Below are 19,296 nucleotides of genomic sequence, written 5' to 3' on the forward strand. Positions count from 1 at the left end.
TTCCCGGCTGAAGCCGGTCCCACGATGACAAACGCATTCATTGATCGTTGAGGTGGCTTAACCCAGATCCGTCATCTGCCTGCACTCCAGCACCAGGCTCGCGCCGCCCGATGGACTGTTGTCGATGCGCAAGCGGAAGCCGTGCAGATTGACGATGGCGGCGACTATGGACAGGCCCAGGCCGAAGCCGCTGGACTGGGTGCCGCTCTCGCTGCGGTAAAAACGTTTGAACACCGCTTCGCGTTCGGCTTGAGGAATGCCGGGGCCGGAGTCGCGGACTTCGATCACGGTGCTGTCGAGTTCGGCGCGGGCAATCACCAGTACGCTGCCTCCGGCCGGGGTGAACTTGATTGAGTTGCTCATCAGGTTGGCCAGGGCTTCGAACAACAGGGCGCGGTCGCCGGTCACCGGTGGCAAGTTTTCGCCGAGCTCCAGATGCAGCGACACATGCCCTTCTTCGGCCAGGGGCAGGTAGAAGTCGTACAGCTCCAGCAACAGCGGCTTGGGATCGAGTTCGACGAAGGCCGAGCGACGCTGGTGGTCCTCAAGCTCAGAGATGCGCAACAGGCCGCGGAAGCGCGCCATCAGGGTATCGGCATCGGCAATGACCTGGGCCATTTGCTCGCCCTGGGTCGAGTCTTCCGGTGATTGCTGCTGGATACGATAGAGCTGGGCGCGCAGGCGGGTCAGGGGTGTGCGCAGGTCGTGGGCGATGTTGTCGCAGACGCCCTTGACCTCGTTCATCAGCTTCTCGATACGGTCGAGCATGGCGTTGACGATCACCGCCAGCATGTCCAGTTCGTCACGGCGGTTGGACACCGGCAGGCGCCGCGCCAGATCACCGGCAATGATCGCCTCGGCGCTGGCCTGGATGCCGCGGATGCGCTGCAGGGGACGGCGACGCAGCAGATGCCAGCCCGCTACGCCGGGAATGATTGTCAGGGAAATCCCCCAGAACAGTGCATGCAGGATCAGCGTGGCGACCGCGAACAGCGAACCGTTGTCCCGTACCAGCACCAGCCAGCGGCCATCACGGGTCTGCATGGCGACGGCATCGCAGCTGTCGCGGGGCAGGTCGGGGTCGTTGGAGTCGGTGCAGTTTTTCAGCTCGTGAATCTGCCCGTCCAGGGGCAGATGCCGGGGAATGCGGTGGATCGGCCCGTTGATCGGCAGCTTGTCCATATCGAACAGGCCGTAGGCGTCCACGGTGCGGATGTCGTAGGTCACGCTGGTGGTCAGGGCCTCGACCAGTTGCTCGCCTTCAAAGCGGGAAAACAACTGCTGACGCTGCATCAACGAGTGGCGCGCCAGGTTATCCAGGTAACTGGTGACTTCCCAGTACAGGAAGCCCAGCAGGATGCCGCTCCAGGCGACGAACAGAAAACTGTACAGGGCCAGCAGACGACTGCTGGAAGAGCGCCAACCGTTAGACGGGTTCGGCAATGACATAACCGGAGCCTCGCACGGTTCGGATCAGCGGGGTCATGCCGGGCGGGTCGATCTTCTTGCGCAGCCGACCGATATGCACATCGATCAGGTTGGTGCCGGGGTCGAAGTGATAGCCCCAGACTTCCTCGAAAATCATCATGCGGGTGATGATCTGCCCGCTGTTGCGCATCAGGAATTCCAGCAGCTTGTACTCGGTGGGCAGCAGCGACAACGGCTGCTCGCCACGACTGGCCTCGCGGCTGATCAGATTCAGCTCCAGGTCGGCGACGCGCAGCACGGTTTCGGCAGCAGTCACCGGGTTACGGCGGCGCAGCAGCACTTCGACCCGGGCGGCCATTTCGTCGGAGGCGAACGGTTTGGACAGATAGTCGTCGCCACCGGCACGCAGGCCGCGCACCCGCTCGTCGACATCGGAGAGGGCGCTGATCATCAGGATGGGTGTAGAGATCCCCAGGGCGCGGATGGTGGTGACGATGGCCAGGCCATCGACCTCCGGCAGCATGCGGTCCAGGGTGATCAAGTCGTAGTCGCCGCTGACCGCCCGCACCAGGCCTTCGCGGCCGTTGTCTACCCAGTCCACGTCGAGGCCGTGGCTGCTGAGTTCGGCAACAATTTCATTTGCGGTGACGGCATCGTCTTCGATAGTCAGAATTCGAGTCATGTGGCCTGTCGCTATCAATTAAGGCTGAAGGCTGCATTTTGCCCCTAAAAACGCAGGGGCTTTCTAAATAAAAATTTATGTCTCGTCTTTGCTCTCGGCCTTTTCGTCCAAACGTCGCTGGCGCATGGCTTGCTGACGTTGCTCTTCGCGGGTGGTGCGGTCGCGTTCGCTGCGGATCTGGGCGTGACTGATCAGGGCGAAGATAAAACTGCCGCCGATGATATTGCCGGCCAGGGTCGGCCCGGCGAAAACATTGATGAAGTCTTTCCACGGTAGCTCACCGGCGAATACCAGGTAGGAAACTTCGGCAGTGCCGACGACAATATGGGTGAAGTCGCCAAGTGCCATCAAGTAGGTGATCAGTACAATGATCCAGATCTTGCCGCCCTCCATCGACGCAATCATCCACACCATGGTCGCGATCATCCAGCCGGAGACGATACCCTTGGCGAACATCTGGCCGACGTCGTTTTCCATGACCTTGCGGCCGATTTCGAGAAAGGCGGCGTCGGTCTTGCTGTCGAAAATCGGCAGATGCAGCATCACATAGGCCACCAGCAAGGTGCCCATCAGATTGCCCACCAGCACCACGCTCCAAAGCCTGAGCAAACGGCCGAAGTTCTTGACGGTAGGTTTGGTCATGATGGGCAGTACGGCGGTCAGAGTGTTCTCGGTGAACAACTGCTGACGGGCCAGGATCACCGCGAGAAAGCCGGCACAATAGCCGAGGCTGGCAATCACCTTGCTGGCTTCGCCGTCCGGCAATCGCGCATTGAACAGCCCCATGCCCATCAGCGACAGGCCCATGGTCAACCCGGCGGCCAGGGCCGACCAGAACAGTGCAGCGACACTGCGCTCCAGCTCCTGATCGCCCTGGGCCCGAATGGTCTCGTGCAGCACGGCGGCGCGGGGCGGCTGATTCTTGTCGATCTCGCGTTCTTCTTCAGGAGACAGACCCGGGGTCTTGCCGTCGTTTTCGGTGGTCATGGGGACTTCCTTGGCGTGATGAGCAGGGGCGTTGCTTTGAGACACAATCGCTCGCCCGTCGTTCGCCGAAAGGGGGTAACCCAGAAATAACCTTTGAAATGAGGGGGTAGGAGCCGGCTTGCTGGCGATGGCTTTGTCACAGGCAACATCGTCATTGACTGACCTGATGCCATCGCCAGCAAGCCGGCTCCTACAGGGTTAGCGTTTACCGCAAGGGATGGGGCAATCAGGCAAACACGCGAATCGGTTTGCCCGCATGCCAGGCCTGGATGTCCTCGATTATCTGGCTGTAGAACATGTGGTAGTTGTTCTGCGTGACGTAGCCGATATGAGGCGTGGCCAGCACGTTGTCGAGGCTGCGGTACGGGTGATCGGCGGGCAGAGGCTCGATATCGAAGACATCCAGGGCCGCTCCGGCGATGCGCTTGTGGCGCAGGGTGTCGATCAGGGCGGTTTCATTGACGATGGGGCCGCGGGAGGAGTTGATCAGGTAGGCGCTGGGTTTCATCCAGCCCAATGCCTCTGCGTCGACCAGGCCGCGGCTGCGATCACTGAGGACCAAGTGCACGGAGAGGATATCGGCCTGTTCGAACAGTTCCTGCTTGCTGACCCGGGTCACGCCGACTTCGGCGGCGGCTTCGGCGGTGAGGTTCTGGCTCCAGGCGATGACCTTCATGCCGAAGGCCTGGCCGTAGCGGGCAATCCACTTGCCGATGCTGCCCAGCCCGAGGATGCCAAGGGTCTTGCCGTGCAGGTCGCTGCCGATGCCGATCTGCCAGTTGCCCGCGCGCAGGGAGTTGGCTTCGCTGACCAGATTACGGGTGATGCCCATGATCAGCGCCCAGGTAAGCTCGGGAGCAGCGTGCTTGTAGCTTTCCGTGCCGCAGACTTCGATACCGTGGCGTCGGGCTGCAGCGACGTCGATGGCGGCGTTGCGCATGCCGCCGGTGACCAGTAGCTTGAGGTTCGGCAGTTGCGAGAGCAGGGCTTCGTTGAACGGCGTGCGTTCGCGCATGATGCAGATCACGTCGAACGAGGCCAGCCGCTCGACCATGGTCGCGGTGTCGGCAGGGTATTCATGGAGAAAGCTGACTTCACCCACGCTGTCGAGGACTGACCAGTCCAGTACGCCGCTGGCGATGGATTGCCAGTCATCGAGCACGGCAATTCGCAGAAGGGCAGGTTGCGTCATTTCGGATATGCCTCGCTAAGGCCAAGAATTGGAGTTATTGGATGGGCGTTATAGCAGTTTTCAGCGAGTCATGAGTAGCTGGATATCTGCGCTTGTAATGCGGTTTTTTTGACGAGCAGAGAGCGTCGCACTTATCAAAAGTCAGCCAAACAACCCCGCCGCAATATTGATCGAAAACCCCAGAATCGCCGTATTGAACAAAAATCCGATCAGCGACTGCGCCAGCACCACCTTGCGCAGGACCCGGGTCGCAACGCCGACGTCGGACGTCTGCACCGCCACGCTCAAGGTGAAGGAGAAGTACAGGAAATCCCAGTAATCCGGGTTGCGCTCGCCATCGGCAAAACGCAGGGCCGGGTCCTTGCCTGACCAGGTGTAATAGAGCCTTGCGTAATGCAGGCTGAATACCACGCCTATCAACAGCCACGAGCCGATGATGGTCAAACCGGTGAAGCCATAGCGCAGGGCCTTCTCGTTATTGGCCAGGCCCTGGCTGCCGGTGAGTTCCAGAATAATCGCAGCGAGGCTGGCCAGGGCGGCGATACAGACGGTGACCAGTACTAACCCGGCATTCTCGTCTTCGACCATGGAGATGCGTCGGGCATCGTCGGCATTGGTGCGGAAGGTACGGATCAGGATCAGCAGCAAGTACAGCCAGACGCCAATGTTCCAGCCAATCAGGCAATGACTGATAAGGCTCAGGGACGGAGCGACATAGACCGAGGCAGCGCCGCAGGCCAGGCCCACCAGGGCGGCGATGGTCAGGCGTGGGTGGGTACGGGAAAGCGCGGACATGGGCAGGCATCGCAGGGGAAGTTGGGGCGAACCTTAGCATGCCGTCGATAGAAAAACGGCACGCAAGGGGGTTGCGTGCCGGGTGCCAGGGGTGGCAAATGTCTACTTTGTTTCAAATCGGGTGATATTAATGTCGACAGAAACGGCATTGAGCGCTGTGGGGCGAATTGTGGGAGCGAATTCATTCGCGAAAGCGGCATTCCGAGCGACGAATATCTATCGGATGTAGCGGCCTCTTCGCGAATGAATTCGCTCCCACTGGTGCAGCGTCAAAGCTTCGCTGCATTTCTTTGTTTAACGAGCGGCTCAACGCACCAGGCAAGGCTGCTTGTTGTTGAACTTCCAGTCCGGGATCAGGAACTGCATGGCGACGCTGTCGTCACGGGCGCCCAGACCCATGCCTTTGTACAGTTCGTGGGCCTTGGCCACCTGATCCATATCCAGTTCGATGCCCAGGCCAGCTTTTTTCGGCACCTGCACGCAGCCGCCGACGATTTGCAGCGGGGCCTTGGTCAGGCGTTGGCCGTCCTGCCAGATCCAGTGGGTGTCGATGGCGGTGATATCGCCCGGCGCTGCGGCGGCAACGTGGGTGAACATGGCCAGGGAAATATCGAAGTGGTTATTGGAATGGGAACCCCAGGTCAGGCCCCATTCGTTGCACATCTGGGCGACGCGTACCGAACCCTGCATGGTCCAGAAGTGCGGGTCGGCCAGGGGGATGTCCACCGACTGCAACTGAATGGCGTGGCCCATCTCGCGCCAGTCGGTGGCGATCATGTTGGTCGCGGTCTTGAGGCCCGTTGCACGGCGGAACTCGGCCATGACTTCACGCCCTGAATAGCCGTTCTCGGCACCGCAAGGATCTTCGGCGTAGGCCAGTACATGGTGTTGATCGCGGCACAGACGGATAGCTTCCTTCAGCGACCAGGCGCCGTTGGGGTCGAGGGTGATACGGGCATCGGGGAAGCGCTCCGCCAGAGCCGTGACCGCTTCGATTTCCGCGTCGCCGCTAAGCACGCCGCCTTTGAGCTTGAAGTCCTGGAAGCCGTATTGGGCATACGCCGCTTCGGCCAGGCGCACCACGGCTTGCGGAGTCAGGGCTTCTTCGTGGCGCACGCGGAACCAGTCATTCTCGGCATCGGTTTCAGTGCGATAGGCCAGATTGGTTTTCTTCTGGTCGCCGACGTAGAACAGATAGCCGAGCATCTTCACTTCATCACGCTGCTGGCCTTCGCCTAGCAGGGCGGCAACCGGCACGTCCAGATGCTGGCCGAGCAGGTCGAGCAGGGCCGCTTCCAGGGCGGTGACGGCATGGATGGTGATGCGCAGGTCGAAGGTTTGCAGACCACGGCCACCGGCGTCGCGCTCGGCGAAGGCCTGGCGCACGCTGTTGAGGATCTTCTGATAGTTGCCCAGGGTCTGGCCGACCAGCAACGGGCGGGCGTCTTCCAGGGTCTGGCGAATGCGCTCGCCGCCCGGTACTTCGCCGACCCCGGTGTTCCCGGCGTTGTCCTTGATGATCACGATATTGCGGGTGAAGTAGGGGCCGTGGGCGCCGCTGAGATTGAGCAGCATGTCGTCATGGCCGGCCACCGGTACCACTTGCAGGCTGGTGATGACCGGAGCTTTGCTGATCTGGGTATTGAGCGTGTTCATAACGGAATCCTGTAAAAACGAGTCGCTTTGAAGAGAGGTTCAGGTGTGGCTGGTGGCCGGTTTGATCACTGTGGCCGGTGTCGGGCTGCCCTTGGGCACGTTGCGCGCGGCAAAAACCAGGATTGCGGCGACAATCGAAGTCGCGGTCAGGCCATACAGACCGCCCTGGATTGAGCCGGTGTGTTCTTCGAGAAAGCCAAAGGTGGCCGGGGAGACGAAGCCGCCCAGGTTGCCCACCGAGTTGATCAGGGCGATGACCCCGGCCGCGATGCGCGCATCCAGGTAGGCCTGGGGAATCGGCCAGAACAATGATGAGGCCGATTTGAAGCCCAGGGCCGCGAAGCAGATGGCAACGAAGGCGAAGATCGGGCTGCCGATGGTGGACATGAACATCCCGGCGGCAGCGATCAACAGGGCAGTGGCTGCCCAGGCCTGCTGGTTTTTCCATTTTGCCGAGAACGAGGCGAAGGCGTACATGCCGATGATCGACAGCAACCAGGGGATCGAGTTGAACAGGCCCACCTGCATTTCGCTGAGGTCGCCCATTTTCTTGATGATGCTCGGCAGCCAGAAGGTCGCCGCATAGATGGTCAGTTGAATAAAGAAGTAGAGCAGGCAGAACAGCAGGATCTGCTTGTCCTTGAGCAGCGTGAGAATCGACGGCTTGACCGGGGTCGCGGCTTCGCGGGCTTTTTGCTCGTCGTCAATGGCCAGGGTCAAGGCCTGTTGCTCTTCCTTGCTCAGCCATTTGGCATCAGCCGGACGCGAGTCGAGCCAGAACCACACGAATACACACAGGCCCACCGAGAACAGGCCTTCAATCAAGTACATCCACTGCCAGCCCTTGAGGCCCAGGCCGTTGATTTGCAGCAGCAGCCCGGACAACGGGCCGGAGATCAGCGAGGCCAGGGCCGAACCACTGAGGAAGATCGCCACGGCCTTGCCGCGTTCGACGCCGGGCAGCCAGCGGGTGAAGTAGTAAATCACTCCGGGGAAAAAGCCGGCTTCGGCAATGCCCAGCAGGAAACGCAGGATATAGAAGTGGGTTTCCGTCTGGATAAAGGCCATGCCGGCCGCGACCAGGCCCCAGGTGAACATGATGCGGGTCAGCCACAGACGGGCGCCGACTTTCTGCATGAGGATATTGGAAGGGACTTCGAACAGCGCGTAGCTCAGGAAAAACAGCCCGGCACCGAAGCCGTAGGCGGCTGCACCGATACCCAGGTCGTGCTCCATGTGCGAACGCACGAAGCCGATGTTCACCCGGTCGATGTAGTTGACGATAAACATGATCACGAACAGCGGCAGGATATGGCGCTTGACCTTGGAAACGGCAGATTGCAGCACCGAATCGTCAGCAGCGTTCATCCCGGGATTGGATGTCTTCATTGTGATGTCCCACTCGTTATTTTTATGCGGGGCGGGGGTGTGTTAGCCCCTGATGTTGTTCGTCATCATACAAGTAATAAATCCCGACGCAATAGGCTGACATTCTTCTTTTCTAACGTGCCATTGGTTTTTTGAGCGGAGGGAATTTCGATATTTTCCCGGAAGTTACGTGTTAATATCGGCATTTATCCGGTTTTAGCCGATAGATTAGATGTATGTGGATATTTCATCATCGCTTTCCTGGAGGTGGAAATATCCTCGGATTCGACCGATGGTGATTTTTCCGATGGCTAATGTGATGTGCTTGTCATACAAGTTCAACAAGTGCCGCTTCGACTCGTCATACAAGGGCGGTGCTATGATCGCGCTATTCGAAGCCGGACCCGTAGCCATGCCAGATACCGTTCCAAGCCCTTCCAGGCGTCGCCCGCATAACCTCGCCACGGATCTTGTGGCCGATCTCAGCCAACGCATCGCTTCGGGCAAACTGCAGGCCGGGCAAAAACTGCCGTCGGAAAACCAGATTGTCCGCGAGCATGGCGTCAGCCGAACTGTGGTGCGGGAGGCCATTTCCAAATTGCAGGCGGCCGGGCTGGTGGAGACTCATCACGGCGTCGGCACCTTTGTACTGGAGCGCAATGAATCCACCGGCCTGCACCTGAAGGTCGAGACCGCGTCCGGCGTGCGAGCCATTCTCGAACTGCGCCTGGGCCTGGAAACCCAAGCCGTGGCCCTGGCGGCAATGCGCCGCACTGATGCGCATCTGGCGGCCATGCGTCAGGCTCTGGACGATTACCAGCAATTGCTGGCCAACGAAGACAGCTGCGTGGAAGCCGACCGGCGTTTCCACATGCTGATTGCCGAAGCCACCGGCAACGCCTACTTCGTCGAGATCATGCAGCACCTGGGCAGCGGCATTATTCCCCGTAGTCGTATCGCCTCCAGTGAGCGGGTCGGGGTCAATCTGGCGCATCACGCCTATCTGGCCAACGTTGAACACGAGGCGCTGCTCAGTGCCATCCGCCGCCAGGACCCGGACGCCGCCCGCGCCGCCATGTGGACCCACTTGAGCAACAGCCGCGAACGGTTGGCGCCTCATGAATAGCCTGGCAGGAGCCGCCCATGTTCGCCCTTGATCACGCCTTGGCCCAGGACATCGTTGACCGGGCCATGGCGATCCTGCCGTGCAACGTCAATGTCATGGATTACCTGGGCATCATCATCGGCAGTGGTGATGCCGAGCGCCTGTATACCCGCCACGAAGGCGCGCAACTGGTATTGGCCAACAGCCGGGTGGTGGAGATCGACCAGCAGTCGGCCAAAAGCCTCAATGGCGTGCGTCCTGGAGTAAACCTGCCGCTGATGCTCGACGGCAAACTGGTGGGTGTACTGGGTATTACCGGCGAGCCGGAGCGGGTGCGGGTCTATGGTGAACTGGTGCGCATGACCGCCGAAATGCTGATGGAGCACCGCCGCCAGCAGGCCAGCGAACAATGGCGTCAGCAGCGTAGCGAGGACCTGTTATCGCGCCTGCTGCTGGCCGATTGCCCGGAAAGTCTGGTGCTGGAGGCCGAACAGTTGGGCCTGCAACCGCAATTGCCGCGTCAGGCGGTGCTGATTCAACTGCCTGCGCAGTCTCAGGCGGGCGGCGCAGTGATGACCTGGCTCAACGGCCGCTATGCCAACAGCTGGTGTGTGATGCGTGAACCTACGCTGTTGTATTGGTGCCGGGCCGCAGGGCGGGAGCGCGACGATGCCCTGTTGCTGGAGCAGTTCGACGAACAGGGCTGGGTCGTATCGCGCATGGCGACGGTGGAGCGCTCGGCCGATCTGCCAGGCTTGCGTCAGGCTTGTGCCGCTGCCAGCGACCTGCTTGATTACGCCAGTCACGTGCAGCCCGGCCAGCGTTTGCTGCGTCTGGCACCGAACCGTCTGGCGGTGCTGTTCTGGCGTTATCGCCATGACCCCCTGGCTGAGGGGCTGACCGAACCGCTCAGCCGCCTGCGTGATCATGCCCAGTTGCTGGAGACCCTGCGCGGCTGGATCGAGTACAGCGGCGAAAGCCAGGCCTGCGCCGAAGCCCTGGGCATCCATCGCAACAGTCTGCGTTATCGCCTGGAAAAGATTGCCGAGCTGAGTGGCTGCGATCCTTACCGCACGGACGACCTGTTGCGCCTTTACCTGGGGCTGCACATGAGCCCGCGCGCTATCTGACGCCGGGTATTGTTCGAATGACCAAAGCGTCGGGCGGTTCATTGTGCGAAGGGCAGGCGGCAAAGGTTCGAGGCGATGAGAGTATTCGAGGCAAGCTTCGCTCCAACGGTTAGTGATCCACTGCCTGCGCGAGTATGTCAAAACGCCGCGCGCTACTGCGGTCAATATCGCCAATTCAAATAGTGTTGTTTGAAGAGATCTCCCATGAAAATCGTCATCGCCCCCGACTCCTTCAAGGACAGCCTCAGTGCCCAGGCTGTCGCCGATGCCATTGCCACTGGCCTGATCGAGGTCTGGCCCGACGCTGAACTGGTCAAATGCCCCATGGCTGATGGCGGCGAGGGCACCGTCGAGGCTGTTCTGGCGGCCTGTAAAGGCCAGTGGCAAAGCACTACCGTCAGCGGTCCTTTAGGTGAGCCGGTTGATGCGCAATGGGGTTGGCTCGAAGACTCGCGCACGGCGATTATCGAAATGGCCATGGCCAGCGGCCTGCAACTGCTCGGCATTGAACAGCGCGATGCCTGTGTCAGCACGACCTATGGCACCGGTGAGTTGATCCGCGCGGCGCTGGACAAGGGCGCCCGGCGCGTCATCCTGGCCATCGGCGGCAGCGCCACCAATGATGCTGGCAGCGGCATGCTTGCGGCCCTCGGCGCGCGCTTTTTCGACGCCGACGATCAGCCCCTGGCACCCGGTGGCCTGGCCCTGGCAAAGGCGGCGAGAATCGAGCTGTCCGGCTTCGACCCGCGGTTGGCCGATGTGCAGTTCGAGATCGCCGCTGACGTCGACAACCCTTTGTGCGGCCCCAACGGTGCTTCCCATATCTTCGGCCCGCAGAAGGGGGCTTCACCTGAGCAAGTGCTGGAACTGGACGCGGCCCTGGGGCATTTTGCCGAGCTGACGGCGGCGGTGCTGGGCAAGGACCTACGCGATCAGCCCGGTAGCGGTGCAGCGGGGGGGATGGGCTTTGCCGCCAAGGCGTATCTGCAGGCGTCGTTTCGTGCGGGTGTCGAAGTAGTAGCCGAATTGAACGGTCTGGCCGAAGCATTGACCGGGGCGGATCTGGTACTGACCGGCGAGGGTCGTTTCGATGCTCAGACCCTGCGCGGCAAGACGCCTTTTGGCGTGGCGCGGGTCGCCCGTCGCCAGGGTGTGCCGGTCGTGGTGTTGGCAGGCACCCTGGGCGAAGGTTATGAGCGCTTGTACGAGCACGGCATCAGCGCTGCGTTTGCTCTGGCCAGCGGGCCGATGACCCTGGACTTCGCCTGCCGCCATGCGGCGGCATTGCTGCATGAGCGGGCACGGGACCTGGCGCGGGTGTGGCAACTGGCAGCAAGGCGCTGAAAGGGGAAGGGCTGGCGTTGTTATTGTTGTAGCCGCCCGCTCTCGACTCAGTTGTCGCCGTCGCAATCATTGCCGAACACTTGATAGCGCAGGTTATGGGACTGGCCAGCATGGTCGATATAGCCCAGTTGTACCGGCTTGACGCCGCAGAAGTCCAGATCCGGTGCCTGGGTGACCTTGGCGATATCAAGGTGCGTGGCGTAGGTGTAGTTTTCCACCGGCGGCATGTTCTGGGTGTTGGCGCTGGCGGCGCTGGCTACGGCGCTCAGGGTCAGCAGAGTCAGGGCGATCAGGGTAGTTTTCATGGCAGCTTCTCTCGTTACAGGTGGGGTTTAACTTCTTGAGCCTGTACGACGAAGCTGGGTGAGGTTTATTCCTGTCCAGTTGAAAATAAGATTTTCTGGCGCCGATTTGCAATCGGCTGCTGGAGGGCTGTGTTTTTCTTTCATCCAGTCAGCGTTTTCCAATGGAAAGGATCGTGGACGAATAACCGATTTTCAGCAGCGCGCTCAAGGGGGACAATCCCCACCGGACTCCAGACAAATAATTCACGGGGCGCTTATGCAAAAGCCTTTGCAGGGAATCAAGGTCATCGAATTGGGTCAACTGATTGCCGGGCCGTTCGCCGCCAAGATGCTGGGTGAGTTCGGTGCCGATGTGATCAAGGTCGAACCACCGGGCAGCGGTGATCCGTTGCGCAAATGGCGCCTGCTGCATGACGGCACTTCGGTATGGTGGGCGGTATCCTCGCGCAACAAGCGCTCGGTGACCCTGGACCTGCGCGAAACCGAAGCCCAGGAAGTCGCCCGACGATTGATTGCCGAGGCCGATGTGTTGATCGAAAACTTCCGCCCCGGCACCCTCGAAGGCTGGGGCATGGACTGGGAAACGCTGCGGGCGCTCAATCCGGGGCTGATCATGCTCAGGGTCTCCGGCTATGGCCAGACCGGGCCTTATCGCGACCGTCCCGGCTTTGGCGTGATCGGTGAAGCCATGGGCGGTCTGCGCCATCTGTCCGGCGAACCGGGGCGCACCCCGGTGCGGGTCGGCGTGTCCATTGGCGATTCGCTATCAGCGCTGCACGGGGTGATCGGGGTGCTCATGGCCCTGCGTCATCGCGAACAGAACGGCGGTGAAGGGCAGCAGATCGACGTGGCGTTGTACGAGTCGGTATTCAACATGATGGAAAGCCTGATTCCGGAATACTCGGTGTTCGATGTGGTCCGCGAGCCTGCGGGCAGCAGCTTGCCCGGCATTGCGCCGACCAATGCCTACCGCTGTCGCGACGGCCGCTACGCCTTGATCGCTGGCAATGGCGACAGCATCTATCAGCGCCTGATGGCGCTGATCGAGCGACCCGATCTTGCCGCCGATCCGGCCCTGGCCCATAACGACGGGCGTGTGCGTCAGGTCGAATTGATCGACGGGGCAATCTCCGCCTGGGCCGCCCAGCATGATCTGGACGATGTATTGGCCCGGCTCACCGAAGCACGGATCCCGGCAGGCAAGATCTACGATGCCGCCGACATCGCCAGCGATCCCCACTACCGCGCCCGGGACATGCTCCTCGACAGTCATCTGGACGATGGCACTGCGGTGACCCTGCCGGGCATCGTGCCCAAGCTCAGCGTTACGCCCGGCAGTGTCGATCGCCCGGCGCCGACGCTGGGCCAGCACACCGACGAAGTCCTCGACGGCCTGGGCATCGACGCCGAGCGCCGTGCCGAATGGCGCCGCCGCGGAATCATTTGAACGGCAACCTTGCCCGATGCAACAGCAAGAGTCGCCACTCAAGGAGATCACATCATGATCGATCATCTCGACCACCTGGTCCTCACTGCCGTCAACGCCGATGCCACTGTCGATTTTTATACCAGGGTCATGGGCATGCAGCTGGAAACCTTCGGCGCCGGACGCATGGCATTCAAGTACGGCAAGCAGAAAATCAACCTGCATATCCGTGGCCAGGAGTTCGAGCCCAAGGCCCATGTGCCGGTGCCGGGGGCGCTGGACCTGTGTTTCATCGCCTCGATCCCGCTTGACAAGGTCATTGAGCACTTGCATGCCGCCGACTGGCCGATCATCGAAGGACCTGTCATCCGTACCGGTGCCACTGGGCCGATTCGTTCGGTTTATGTGCGTGATCCCGATTTGAACCTGATCGAGATCTCCGAGCCGGCTTGAGTAGTGATTAATGTATGAACCACTTGGGTAATTTTTCTTCGCGCCAGGGTCAAGAAGGCGGTGGGCAGGTCGATAGCATGAAGTTGTAGGACAATTATAACTGTCCTCGATACTGCCCTCATAACAACGAGACTGCGGCCATGAATGTGCGCACTATGACCATCGCCCGCCGCGCGGGACTGGGTTTTACCCTTATTTCTCTGCTGGTTGTACTGCTTGGCTGGTTCGCCATGGTGCAGATGTCGACGATTCGCCAGAGTGAGCTGGCCGTCGAGAGCAACTGGATGCCGAGCATTCGTGTGGTCAACGACATTCGCGAAATCATGCTGCGCATTCGCACCATCTCTCTGCGTATGGCTCTGGATCCGGATCCGAAGAATATCGCCACCTATCGCGATCAGATGGACGTGCGCAGCAAGGACCTGAGCAATCGCCTGGCGATCCTGGACAAATTCGTCGATACCCCTGAAGAACGTACCTTGTACGAGCCCTTCCGGACGACCCTTAATGATTATCAGAAAGGTTTGCAGCAGTCGTTTGTCTTCGCTGAGCAGGGTAATCGCGACGGCCTGGTAAAGCTGTTGCTGGTGGACATGAAGACCATCGTCGACGGCTCCGGCAAGCAGCTCAACGACTTCAGTGAGTACTACACCAAACAGGTCGAGGCCGAGGGCAAGGCGGCCGAAGCGCAGTACGATCACTCGCGCAATATCGTGCTGATATTTGTCATCATCGCGGGTCTCGGCACCATCGGTCTGGCACTCTGGCTGACTCGCAGTATTGTGCGCCCGCTGGAAGATGCGGTGACGGCGGCCGAGCATGTGGCCAAGGGCGATCTGACCCAGACCATCAAGGTTGATGGCCGCGATGAAGTCACCCGATTGCAACGTGCCCTGGAACTGATGCAGGGCAACCTGCGCTCGGCCATGAGTCATATCGGCAGTTCTGCCACGCAACTGGCGGCAGCGGCCACCGAACTGAACTCGATCACCGAAGACAGCTACCGTGGCCTGCACCAGCAGAATGCCGAAATCGATCAGGCCGCCACGGCGGTCAACGAAATGACCTCGGCGGTCGAAGAAGTAGCACGCAATGCGGTATCCACTTCTGAAGCGTCCAACGATTCCAACGACTCCGCCCAGGCGGGGCAGAAGCGCGTGGTGGAAACCGTGCAGTCGATCCAGGCCCTGACCAGCACTGTGCAGTCGACCTCGACACTGGTGCAGAACCTGGCCGAGCAGAGTCAGGACATCGGCAAGGTGCTGGACGTGATTCGTTCGATTGCCGAGCAGACCAACCTGCTGGCTCTCAACGCCGCCATTGAAGCGGCACGGGCCGGGGAGTCCGGGCGTGGTTTTGCCGTAGTGGCTGACGAAGTACGTGCGCTGGCCCATCGCACCCAACAATCGACCCTGGAAATCGACAAGATGGTCTCGGCCATGCGCAGTGGCTCGGCCCAGGCCCTGGAATCGATGCTGGCCAGCCGCGAACAGGCCGGTTCGACCCTGACCCTGGCGCAGGGCGCGGGGGAGGCACTGGTATCGATCACTGCGTCGATCCAGCAGATCTCCGAGCGCAACCTGGTCATTGCCAGTGCCGCCGAAGAGCAGGCCCAGGTAGCCCGGGAAGTGGATCGCAATATCGTCAATATCCGCGACTTGTCGATGCAATCCACCACCGGCGCCAACCAGATCAGTTCATCCAGTCATGAACTGTCGCGGCTGGCGGCGGAACTGAGCCAGGTGGTGGCGCGGTTCAGGGTTTGATGTCGACCCGTTGGAGCGAGGCTTGCCCGCGAAGGCCAGGATGCAATTCATCTAACGGTCCGCCCCGCCTATTCGTGGGCAAGCCCGGTTCCAACGGGTTTTGAGATTAATGAGCGGCTGCATAGTGTCAGCCGCATTGCCGATAATCCGGTCGATTCACGTCAATCGGCAGGAACGTTTCAGCCTTGTTCAGGGTCGGCTTGCCGTAGACCTGCGGTGACGCGCATCATGCGCCACGGCCGCCCGGTCCGGCCGCTGAGACTCGATCATCGATGGAGGCGAAACTGCCAATGGACAATAACAATTACACCTTCAGCAGCTGGTTGCGCGCCCCCGGCCATCGGCACTGGCTGGAACAGGAAGGTAACCGCCTGCTGGCCTTTGCCAAGGCCGCAAAACTGCCCCAGGGCTTCGGTAACCTTGACGATCAGGGGCGCCTGCCTGCTGACGCCCACGCCGAAACCATGAACACCGCGCGCATGACCCACAGCTTCGCCATGGCCCATATCCGTGGTATTCCCGGCTGTGCCGCTCTGGTCGATCACGGTATCGCTGCACTCTCCGGCCCTTTGCGTGATGCCGAACACGGCGGCTGGTTTTCGGCGCCACTGGAATACGCCGCTGACACCGGCAAGGCAGCCTATCTGCATGCGTTCGTCGCGCTTGCGGCCAGTTCTGCGGTAGTGGCCGGGCGTCCCGGTGCCCAGGTGTTGCTCAACGATGCCATCCAGATCATCCATACCCATTTCTGGAGCGAAGAAGAGGGCGCCATGCGCGAGTCCTTCGCCCGGGACTGGAGTGATGAAGAGGCCTATCGCGGCGCCAACAGCAATATGCACAGTACCGAAGCGTTTCTCGCCCTGGCCGATGTCACGGGCGATGCGCGCTGGCTGACGCGGGCGCTGAGCATTGTCGAGCGGGTGATTCATGGTCACGCCGTGGCCAATGACTTCCAGGTCATCGAGCACTTCAGCCTGGATTGGCAGCCGCTCAAGGACTACAACCTGGAGAATCCGGCGGACGGCTTCCGCCCGTTCGGCACTACGCCGGGCCATGCCTTCGAGTGGGCGCGGTTACTGCTGCATCTCGAAGCGTCGTTGCAGCGTGCGCAAATGCCTGCGCCTTACTGGCTGGTGGAAGACGCCCGCGGCTTGTTCGCCAATGCCTGCCGCTACGGCTGGAACGTTGATGGCAAGCCGGGCATCGTCTATACGCTGGACTGGGACAATCACCCGGTAGTGCGTCATCGCCTGCACTGGACCCACTGCGAAGCAGCTGCGGCGGCTGCATCGCTGCTGCAACGCACCGGCGAACATGTCTACGAGGACTGGTACCGGGTGTTCTGGGAATTCAACGAGACCCTGTTCATTGACCGTGAACACGGCAGCTGGCGCCATGAGCTGAATCCAGACAACCAGCCCAGCGCTGATATCTGGGGCGGCAAACCGGATCTCTATCACGCCTATCAGGCGGTGCTGTTGCCGTTGCTGCCCTTGGCGCCGAGCCTGGCCAGTGGCCTGGCACTCTAGGGTTATTCCGGTTTGTGGGTCAGGCGGATGATCTGCCGCGCCAGGTAACTGCCGCTGATGATCACGCCGAACAGGCGCAGCGTCTGCATGGCCAGGACAAAGCCGACGTCGGAATGGGTGTCGATGGCGATGATCGCCATGGCATCCAGGCCGCCTGGGCTGGTGGCCAGGTACACCGAGAGGAAATCCTTGCCCATCATCGCTGCCATCACCCAGGCCGACAGGGCGCAAAGCAGGATCAGCACCAGTGAGCCGATGATCATCGTCGGCAGGCGGCGCCAGACGTAGTCGATGGTGGCGCGGTCGAAGCGCAGGCCGATATAGCCGCCGATACAGCCATAGGCCAGTGCCAGCATCCACGGTGGCAGGGTTATTTGCAGCAGGCCGCTCAGTTGCAGGGCGCCGCCGATGAACAGCGGGCCCAGCAGTGCGCCGGCCGGCAGGCGTGCAGCGACCAGTACGCCACCGACGATCACCGCCAGGCTCAGGGCGAAATTCACCAGATTGGCACCGTGCAGTGACAGGTCAACGCTGTGGGCCACTGTGCCGCTGCCCGGTGCGCCGATCAGTCTGGCCACGACAGCCCCGACCATCACCACACAGACAACCCGCACATATTGCATGGTCGCTACCACACGGCCATCGGCGCCGTAGTCTTCCGCCATCGCCACCATGGCTGACGCCGCGCCGGGCGCTGTGCCCCAGGCTGCGGTATTGCCGGGAATGCCCGAATAGCGAACCAGACCGATACCGACCACGGCGCTGAGCAGGATCGTCAGCACCGTACCCAGCAGCATCACATGCCAGGATTCCAATGCTGTCACCAGCACGCCCATGCTCATCGAATGGGCCACCAGCACGCCCACCGTGCCCTGGCCAAGGCGAAAAGCCTGCTTGTGCAGGCGAATGGTCGCGCCGCTGACGCCGAAGACAATGGCCACCAGCATCGGGCCGAGGAACAGCGCGGCAGGAATATGCAATTGGGCGAGGAGTTGTCCGGCACAACCGGCCAGGACGATCAGGGCCAGCCATTGCAGGGACGGGTGCAGGGTGGGTAGGGACAGGGTGGCGGCAGCGCGTGGCAAGAAGGTTCTCCCCATTGATGACGGCAGCGGGATGGCATTTATGGCGCCTAGTATCGACAGCTGAATCGATCAAGTCTATTTTCTAATAGTCATGAATCGATAACTTTGGTTGATCAATTATGGATCTGCGGGATCTGGCTTATTTCGAAACCATTGCTGAGCTCGGGCACTTGGGGCGCGCGGCAGAAAAGCTCAATCGCAGCCAGCCAGCCTTGACCAAAAGCATCCAGCGCCTGGAAGAATCCTTCGGCACCAAGCTGTTTCAGCGTGACGGGCGCCGTATCAAACTGACCCCGGTGGGTGAGCTACTTCAGGCCCGGGGCAAGGTGCTGCAACAGAGCATTGCCCAGACCCAGCGCGAGGTGCAGGATTTTGCCAGCGGTACGGTAGGCAATATCCGCGTCGGCTGTGCGGCGACCATGGCCGAGCATCTGCTGCCCAAGCTCACCTCGGCACTGCTGCTACGCGCCCCGGATATCACCCTGAAACTGGTGATCGGCCAGGACGACCTGCTGCGCGAGTCCCTTAATTCGGGGCAACTGGACATGATCATTTGTCAGGTCATCGCCAGCGATGAGCAAATCACCAGTTTCAATATTCTTGAGGACGAAGCCGTGGTGGTGGCTAGTCATAAGCATCCGGTTTTCCAGCAGCCCTATCGAATGCGTGACCTGTGCGACTACCGCTGGGTGCTGCCGCCGCTGGGAGTCTCGTCGCGTAAATGGCTTGACGAGGCGTTCGCCCGACAATCACTGCCGGCGCCCCGGGTGCAGATTGAAGCCAACTCGATTTCCCTGTTGCCGGGGTTGATCGCTCAGACCCACTTGCTGAGTTTTATCGCCCGGGAGACTCTGGAATTCGGCAAGGTCATGCAGCACCTGCGTGAGGTCGAGCTGCCTCAGACCACCATGAAGCGCACCGTTGGCGTCAGCGTGCGCAGGGGCGGGTACCTGTCTCCGGCGGCGCAGGGCATGGTGCAGATGCTGCGTGAGGGCAGCGCACAATTTTTCAGTTGGGCTTAGTCGGGAATAAAGCTGACCGTAGC

The 19,296-nt window shown here is 60.9% G+C and carries 17 protein-coding genes and 1 pseudogene; 9 read left to right on the top strand and 9 right to left on the bottom strand.

The window, feature by feature from the left end; translation table 11 throughout:
* Positions 1-57 precede the first annotated feature (57 nt).
* From ACCD02_RS28560 to ACCD02_RS28590, 7 genes are all read right to left on the bottom strand, one after another.
* Positions 58-1,449, bottom strand: coding sequence for a sensor histidine kinase (locus ACCD02_RS28560; protein ID WP_413309331.1), 1,392 nt, complete (start codon positions 1,447-1,449; stop codon positions 58-60).
* A complete protein-coding gene (locus ACCD02_RS28565) occupies positions 1,427-2,110 on the bottom strand; it encodes a response regulator transcription factor (RefSeq protein ID WP_259109234.1) in 684 nt (227 codons plus the stop codon). Before ACCD02_RS28565 ends, ACCD02_RS28560 begins: the two co-directional genes overlap by 23 nt.
* 75 nt (positions 2,111-2,185) lie before the next feature.
* Positions 2,186-3,097, bottom strand: coding sequence for a formate/nitrite transporter family protein (locus tag ACCD02_RS28570; protein WP_413309333.1), 912 nt, complete (start codon positions 3,095-3,097; stop codon positions 2,186-2,188).
* Between the two features lie 226 nt (positions 3,098-3,323).
* Positions 3,324-4,289, bottom strand: a complete 966-nt coding sequence (locus ACCD02_RS28575; RefSeq protein ID WP_413309335.1) for a D-2-hydroxyacid dehydrogenase family protein — start codon at positions 4,287-4,289, stop codon at positions 3,324-3,326.
* 141 nt (positions 4,290-4,430) lie between these two features.
* On the bottom strand, positions 4,431-5,084 hold the full coding sequence (locus ACCD02_RS28580; RefSeq protein WP_413309337.1) for a DUF1345 domain-containing protein: 654 nt from the start codon (positions 5,082-5,084) through the stop codon (positions 4,431-4,433).
* A gap of 306 nt (positions 5,085-5,390) precedes the next feature.
* Complete coding sequence (gene gudD / locus ACCD02_RS28585) at positions 5,391-6,740, bottom strand: glucarate dehydratase (protein WP_413309338.1); 1,350 nt, start codon at positions 6,738-6,740, stop codon at positions 5,391-5,393.
* A gap of 39 nt (positions 6,741-6,779) precedes the next feature.
* Positions 6,780-8,129 (bottom strand): MFS transporter, encoded by a 1,350-nt coding sequence (locus tag ACCD02_RS28590; RefSeq protein ID WP_413309340.1) that lies wholly within the window; start codon positions 8,127-8,129, stop codon positions 6,780-6,782.
* A gap of 391 nt (positions 8,130-8,520) precedes the next feature.
* On the opposite strand from ACCD02_RS28590, the gene ACCD02_RS28595 reads away from it, so the two are divergent.
* The 3 genes from ACCD02_RS28595 (at position 8,521) to ACCD02_RS28605 (ending at position 11,687) form a co-directional block, all read left to right on the top strand.
* On the top strand, positions 8,521-9,234 hold the full coding sequence (locus ACCD02_RS28595; protein ID WP_413309342.1) for a FadR/GntR family transcriptional regulator: 714 nt from the start codon (positions 8,521-8,523) through the stop codon (positions 9,232-9,234).
* Positions 9,235-9,251: 17 nt separating this feature from the next.
* Entirely contained in the window at positions 9,252-10,343 is a 1,092-nt protein-coding gene (locus tag ACCD02_RS28600) for a CdaR family transcriptional regulator (protein ID WP_413309344.1), read from the top strand.
* 204 nt (positions 10,344-10,547) lie between these two features.
* Entirely contained in the window at positions 10,548-11,687 is a 1,140-nt protein-coding gene (locus tag ACCD02_RS28605; RefSeq protein WP_413309346.1) for a glycerate kinase, read from the top strand.
* Between the two features lie 47 nt (positions 11,688-11,734).
* Here ACCD02_RS28605 and ACCD02_RS28610 read toward each other — a convergent pair whose 3' ends face one another.
* Positions 11,735-11,992, bottom strand: coding sequence for a DUF2790 domain-containing protein (locus ACCD02_RS28610; RefSeq protein ID WP_413309348.1), 258 nt, complete (start codon positions 11,990-11,992; stop codon positions 11,735-11,737).
* 256 nt (positions 11,993-12,248) lie between these two features.
* On the opposite strand from ACCD02_RS28610, the gene ACCD02_RS28615 reads away from it, so the two are divergent.
* The 5 genes and pseudogenes from ACCD02_RS28615 to ACCD02_RS28635 all read left to right on the top strand — a co-directional run bounded on the left by ACCD02_RS28615 (position 12,249) and on the right by ACCD02_RS28635 (position 17,166).
* Positions 12,249-13,439, top strand: a complete 1,191-nt coding sequence (locus tag ACCD02_RS28615) for a CaiB/BaiF CoA transferase family protein (protein WP_413309350.1) — start codon at positions 12,249-12,251, stop codon at positions 13,437-13,439.
* Positions 13,440-13,493: 54 nt separating this feature from the next.
* Positions 13,494-13,871 (top strand): VOC family protein, encoded by a 378-nt coding sequence (locus ACCD02_RS28620; protein WP_413309352.1) that lies wholly within the window; start codon positions 13,494-13,496, stop codon positions 13,869-13,871.
* 155 nt (positions 13,872-14,026) lie between these two features.
* Positions 14,027-14,779 (top strand): annotated as a pseudogene (locus ACCD02_RS28625) (MCP four helix bundle domain-containing protein); the annotation flags it as partial.
* Between the two features lie 18 nt (positions 14,780-14,797).
* Complete coding sequence (locus tag ACCD02_RS28630; RefSeq protein WP_413309384.1) at positions 14,798-15,637, top strand: methyl-accepting chemotaxis protein; 840 nt, start codon at positions 14,798-14,800, stop codon at positions 15,635-15,637.
* A gap of 290 nt (positions 15,638-15,927) precedes the next feature.
* Entirely contained in the window at positions 15,928-17,166 is a 1,239-nt protein-coding gene (locus ACCD02_RS28635) for an AGE family epimerase/isomerase (RefSeq protein WP_413309354.1), read from the top strand.
* A gap of 2 nt (positions 17,167-17,168) precedes the next feature.
* On the opposite strand, the gene ACCD02_RS28640 is transcribed toward ACCD02_RS28635, so the two are convergent.
* On the bottom strand, positions 17,169-18,251 hold the full coding sequence (locus tag ACCD02_RS28640; protein ID WP_413309356.1) for an AbrB family transcriptional regulator: 1,083 nt from the start codon (positions 18,249-18,251) through the stop codon (positions 17,169-17,171).
* 119 nt (positions 18,252-18,370) lie between these two features.
* On the opposite strand from ACCD02_RS28640, the gene ACCD02_RS28645 reads away from it, so the two are divergent.
* Entirely contained in the window at positions 18,371-19,273 is a 903-nt protein-coding gene (locus tag ACCD02_RS28645) for a LysR family transcriptional regulator (protein ID WP_413309358.1), read from the top strand.
* Positions 19,274-19,296: the final 23 nt, after the last annotated feature.

The organism is Pseudomonas sp. Pseusp88, assembly GCF_047303955.1.
In the GTDB taxonomy this organism is placed as follows: Bacteria; Pseudomonadota; Gammaproteobacteria; order Pseudomonadales; family Pseudomonadaceae; genus Aquipseudomonas.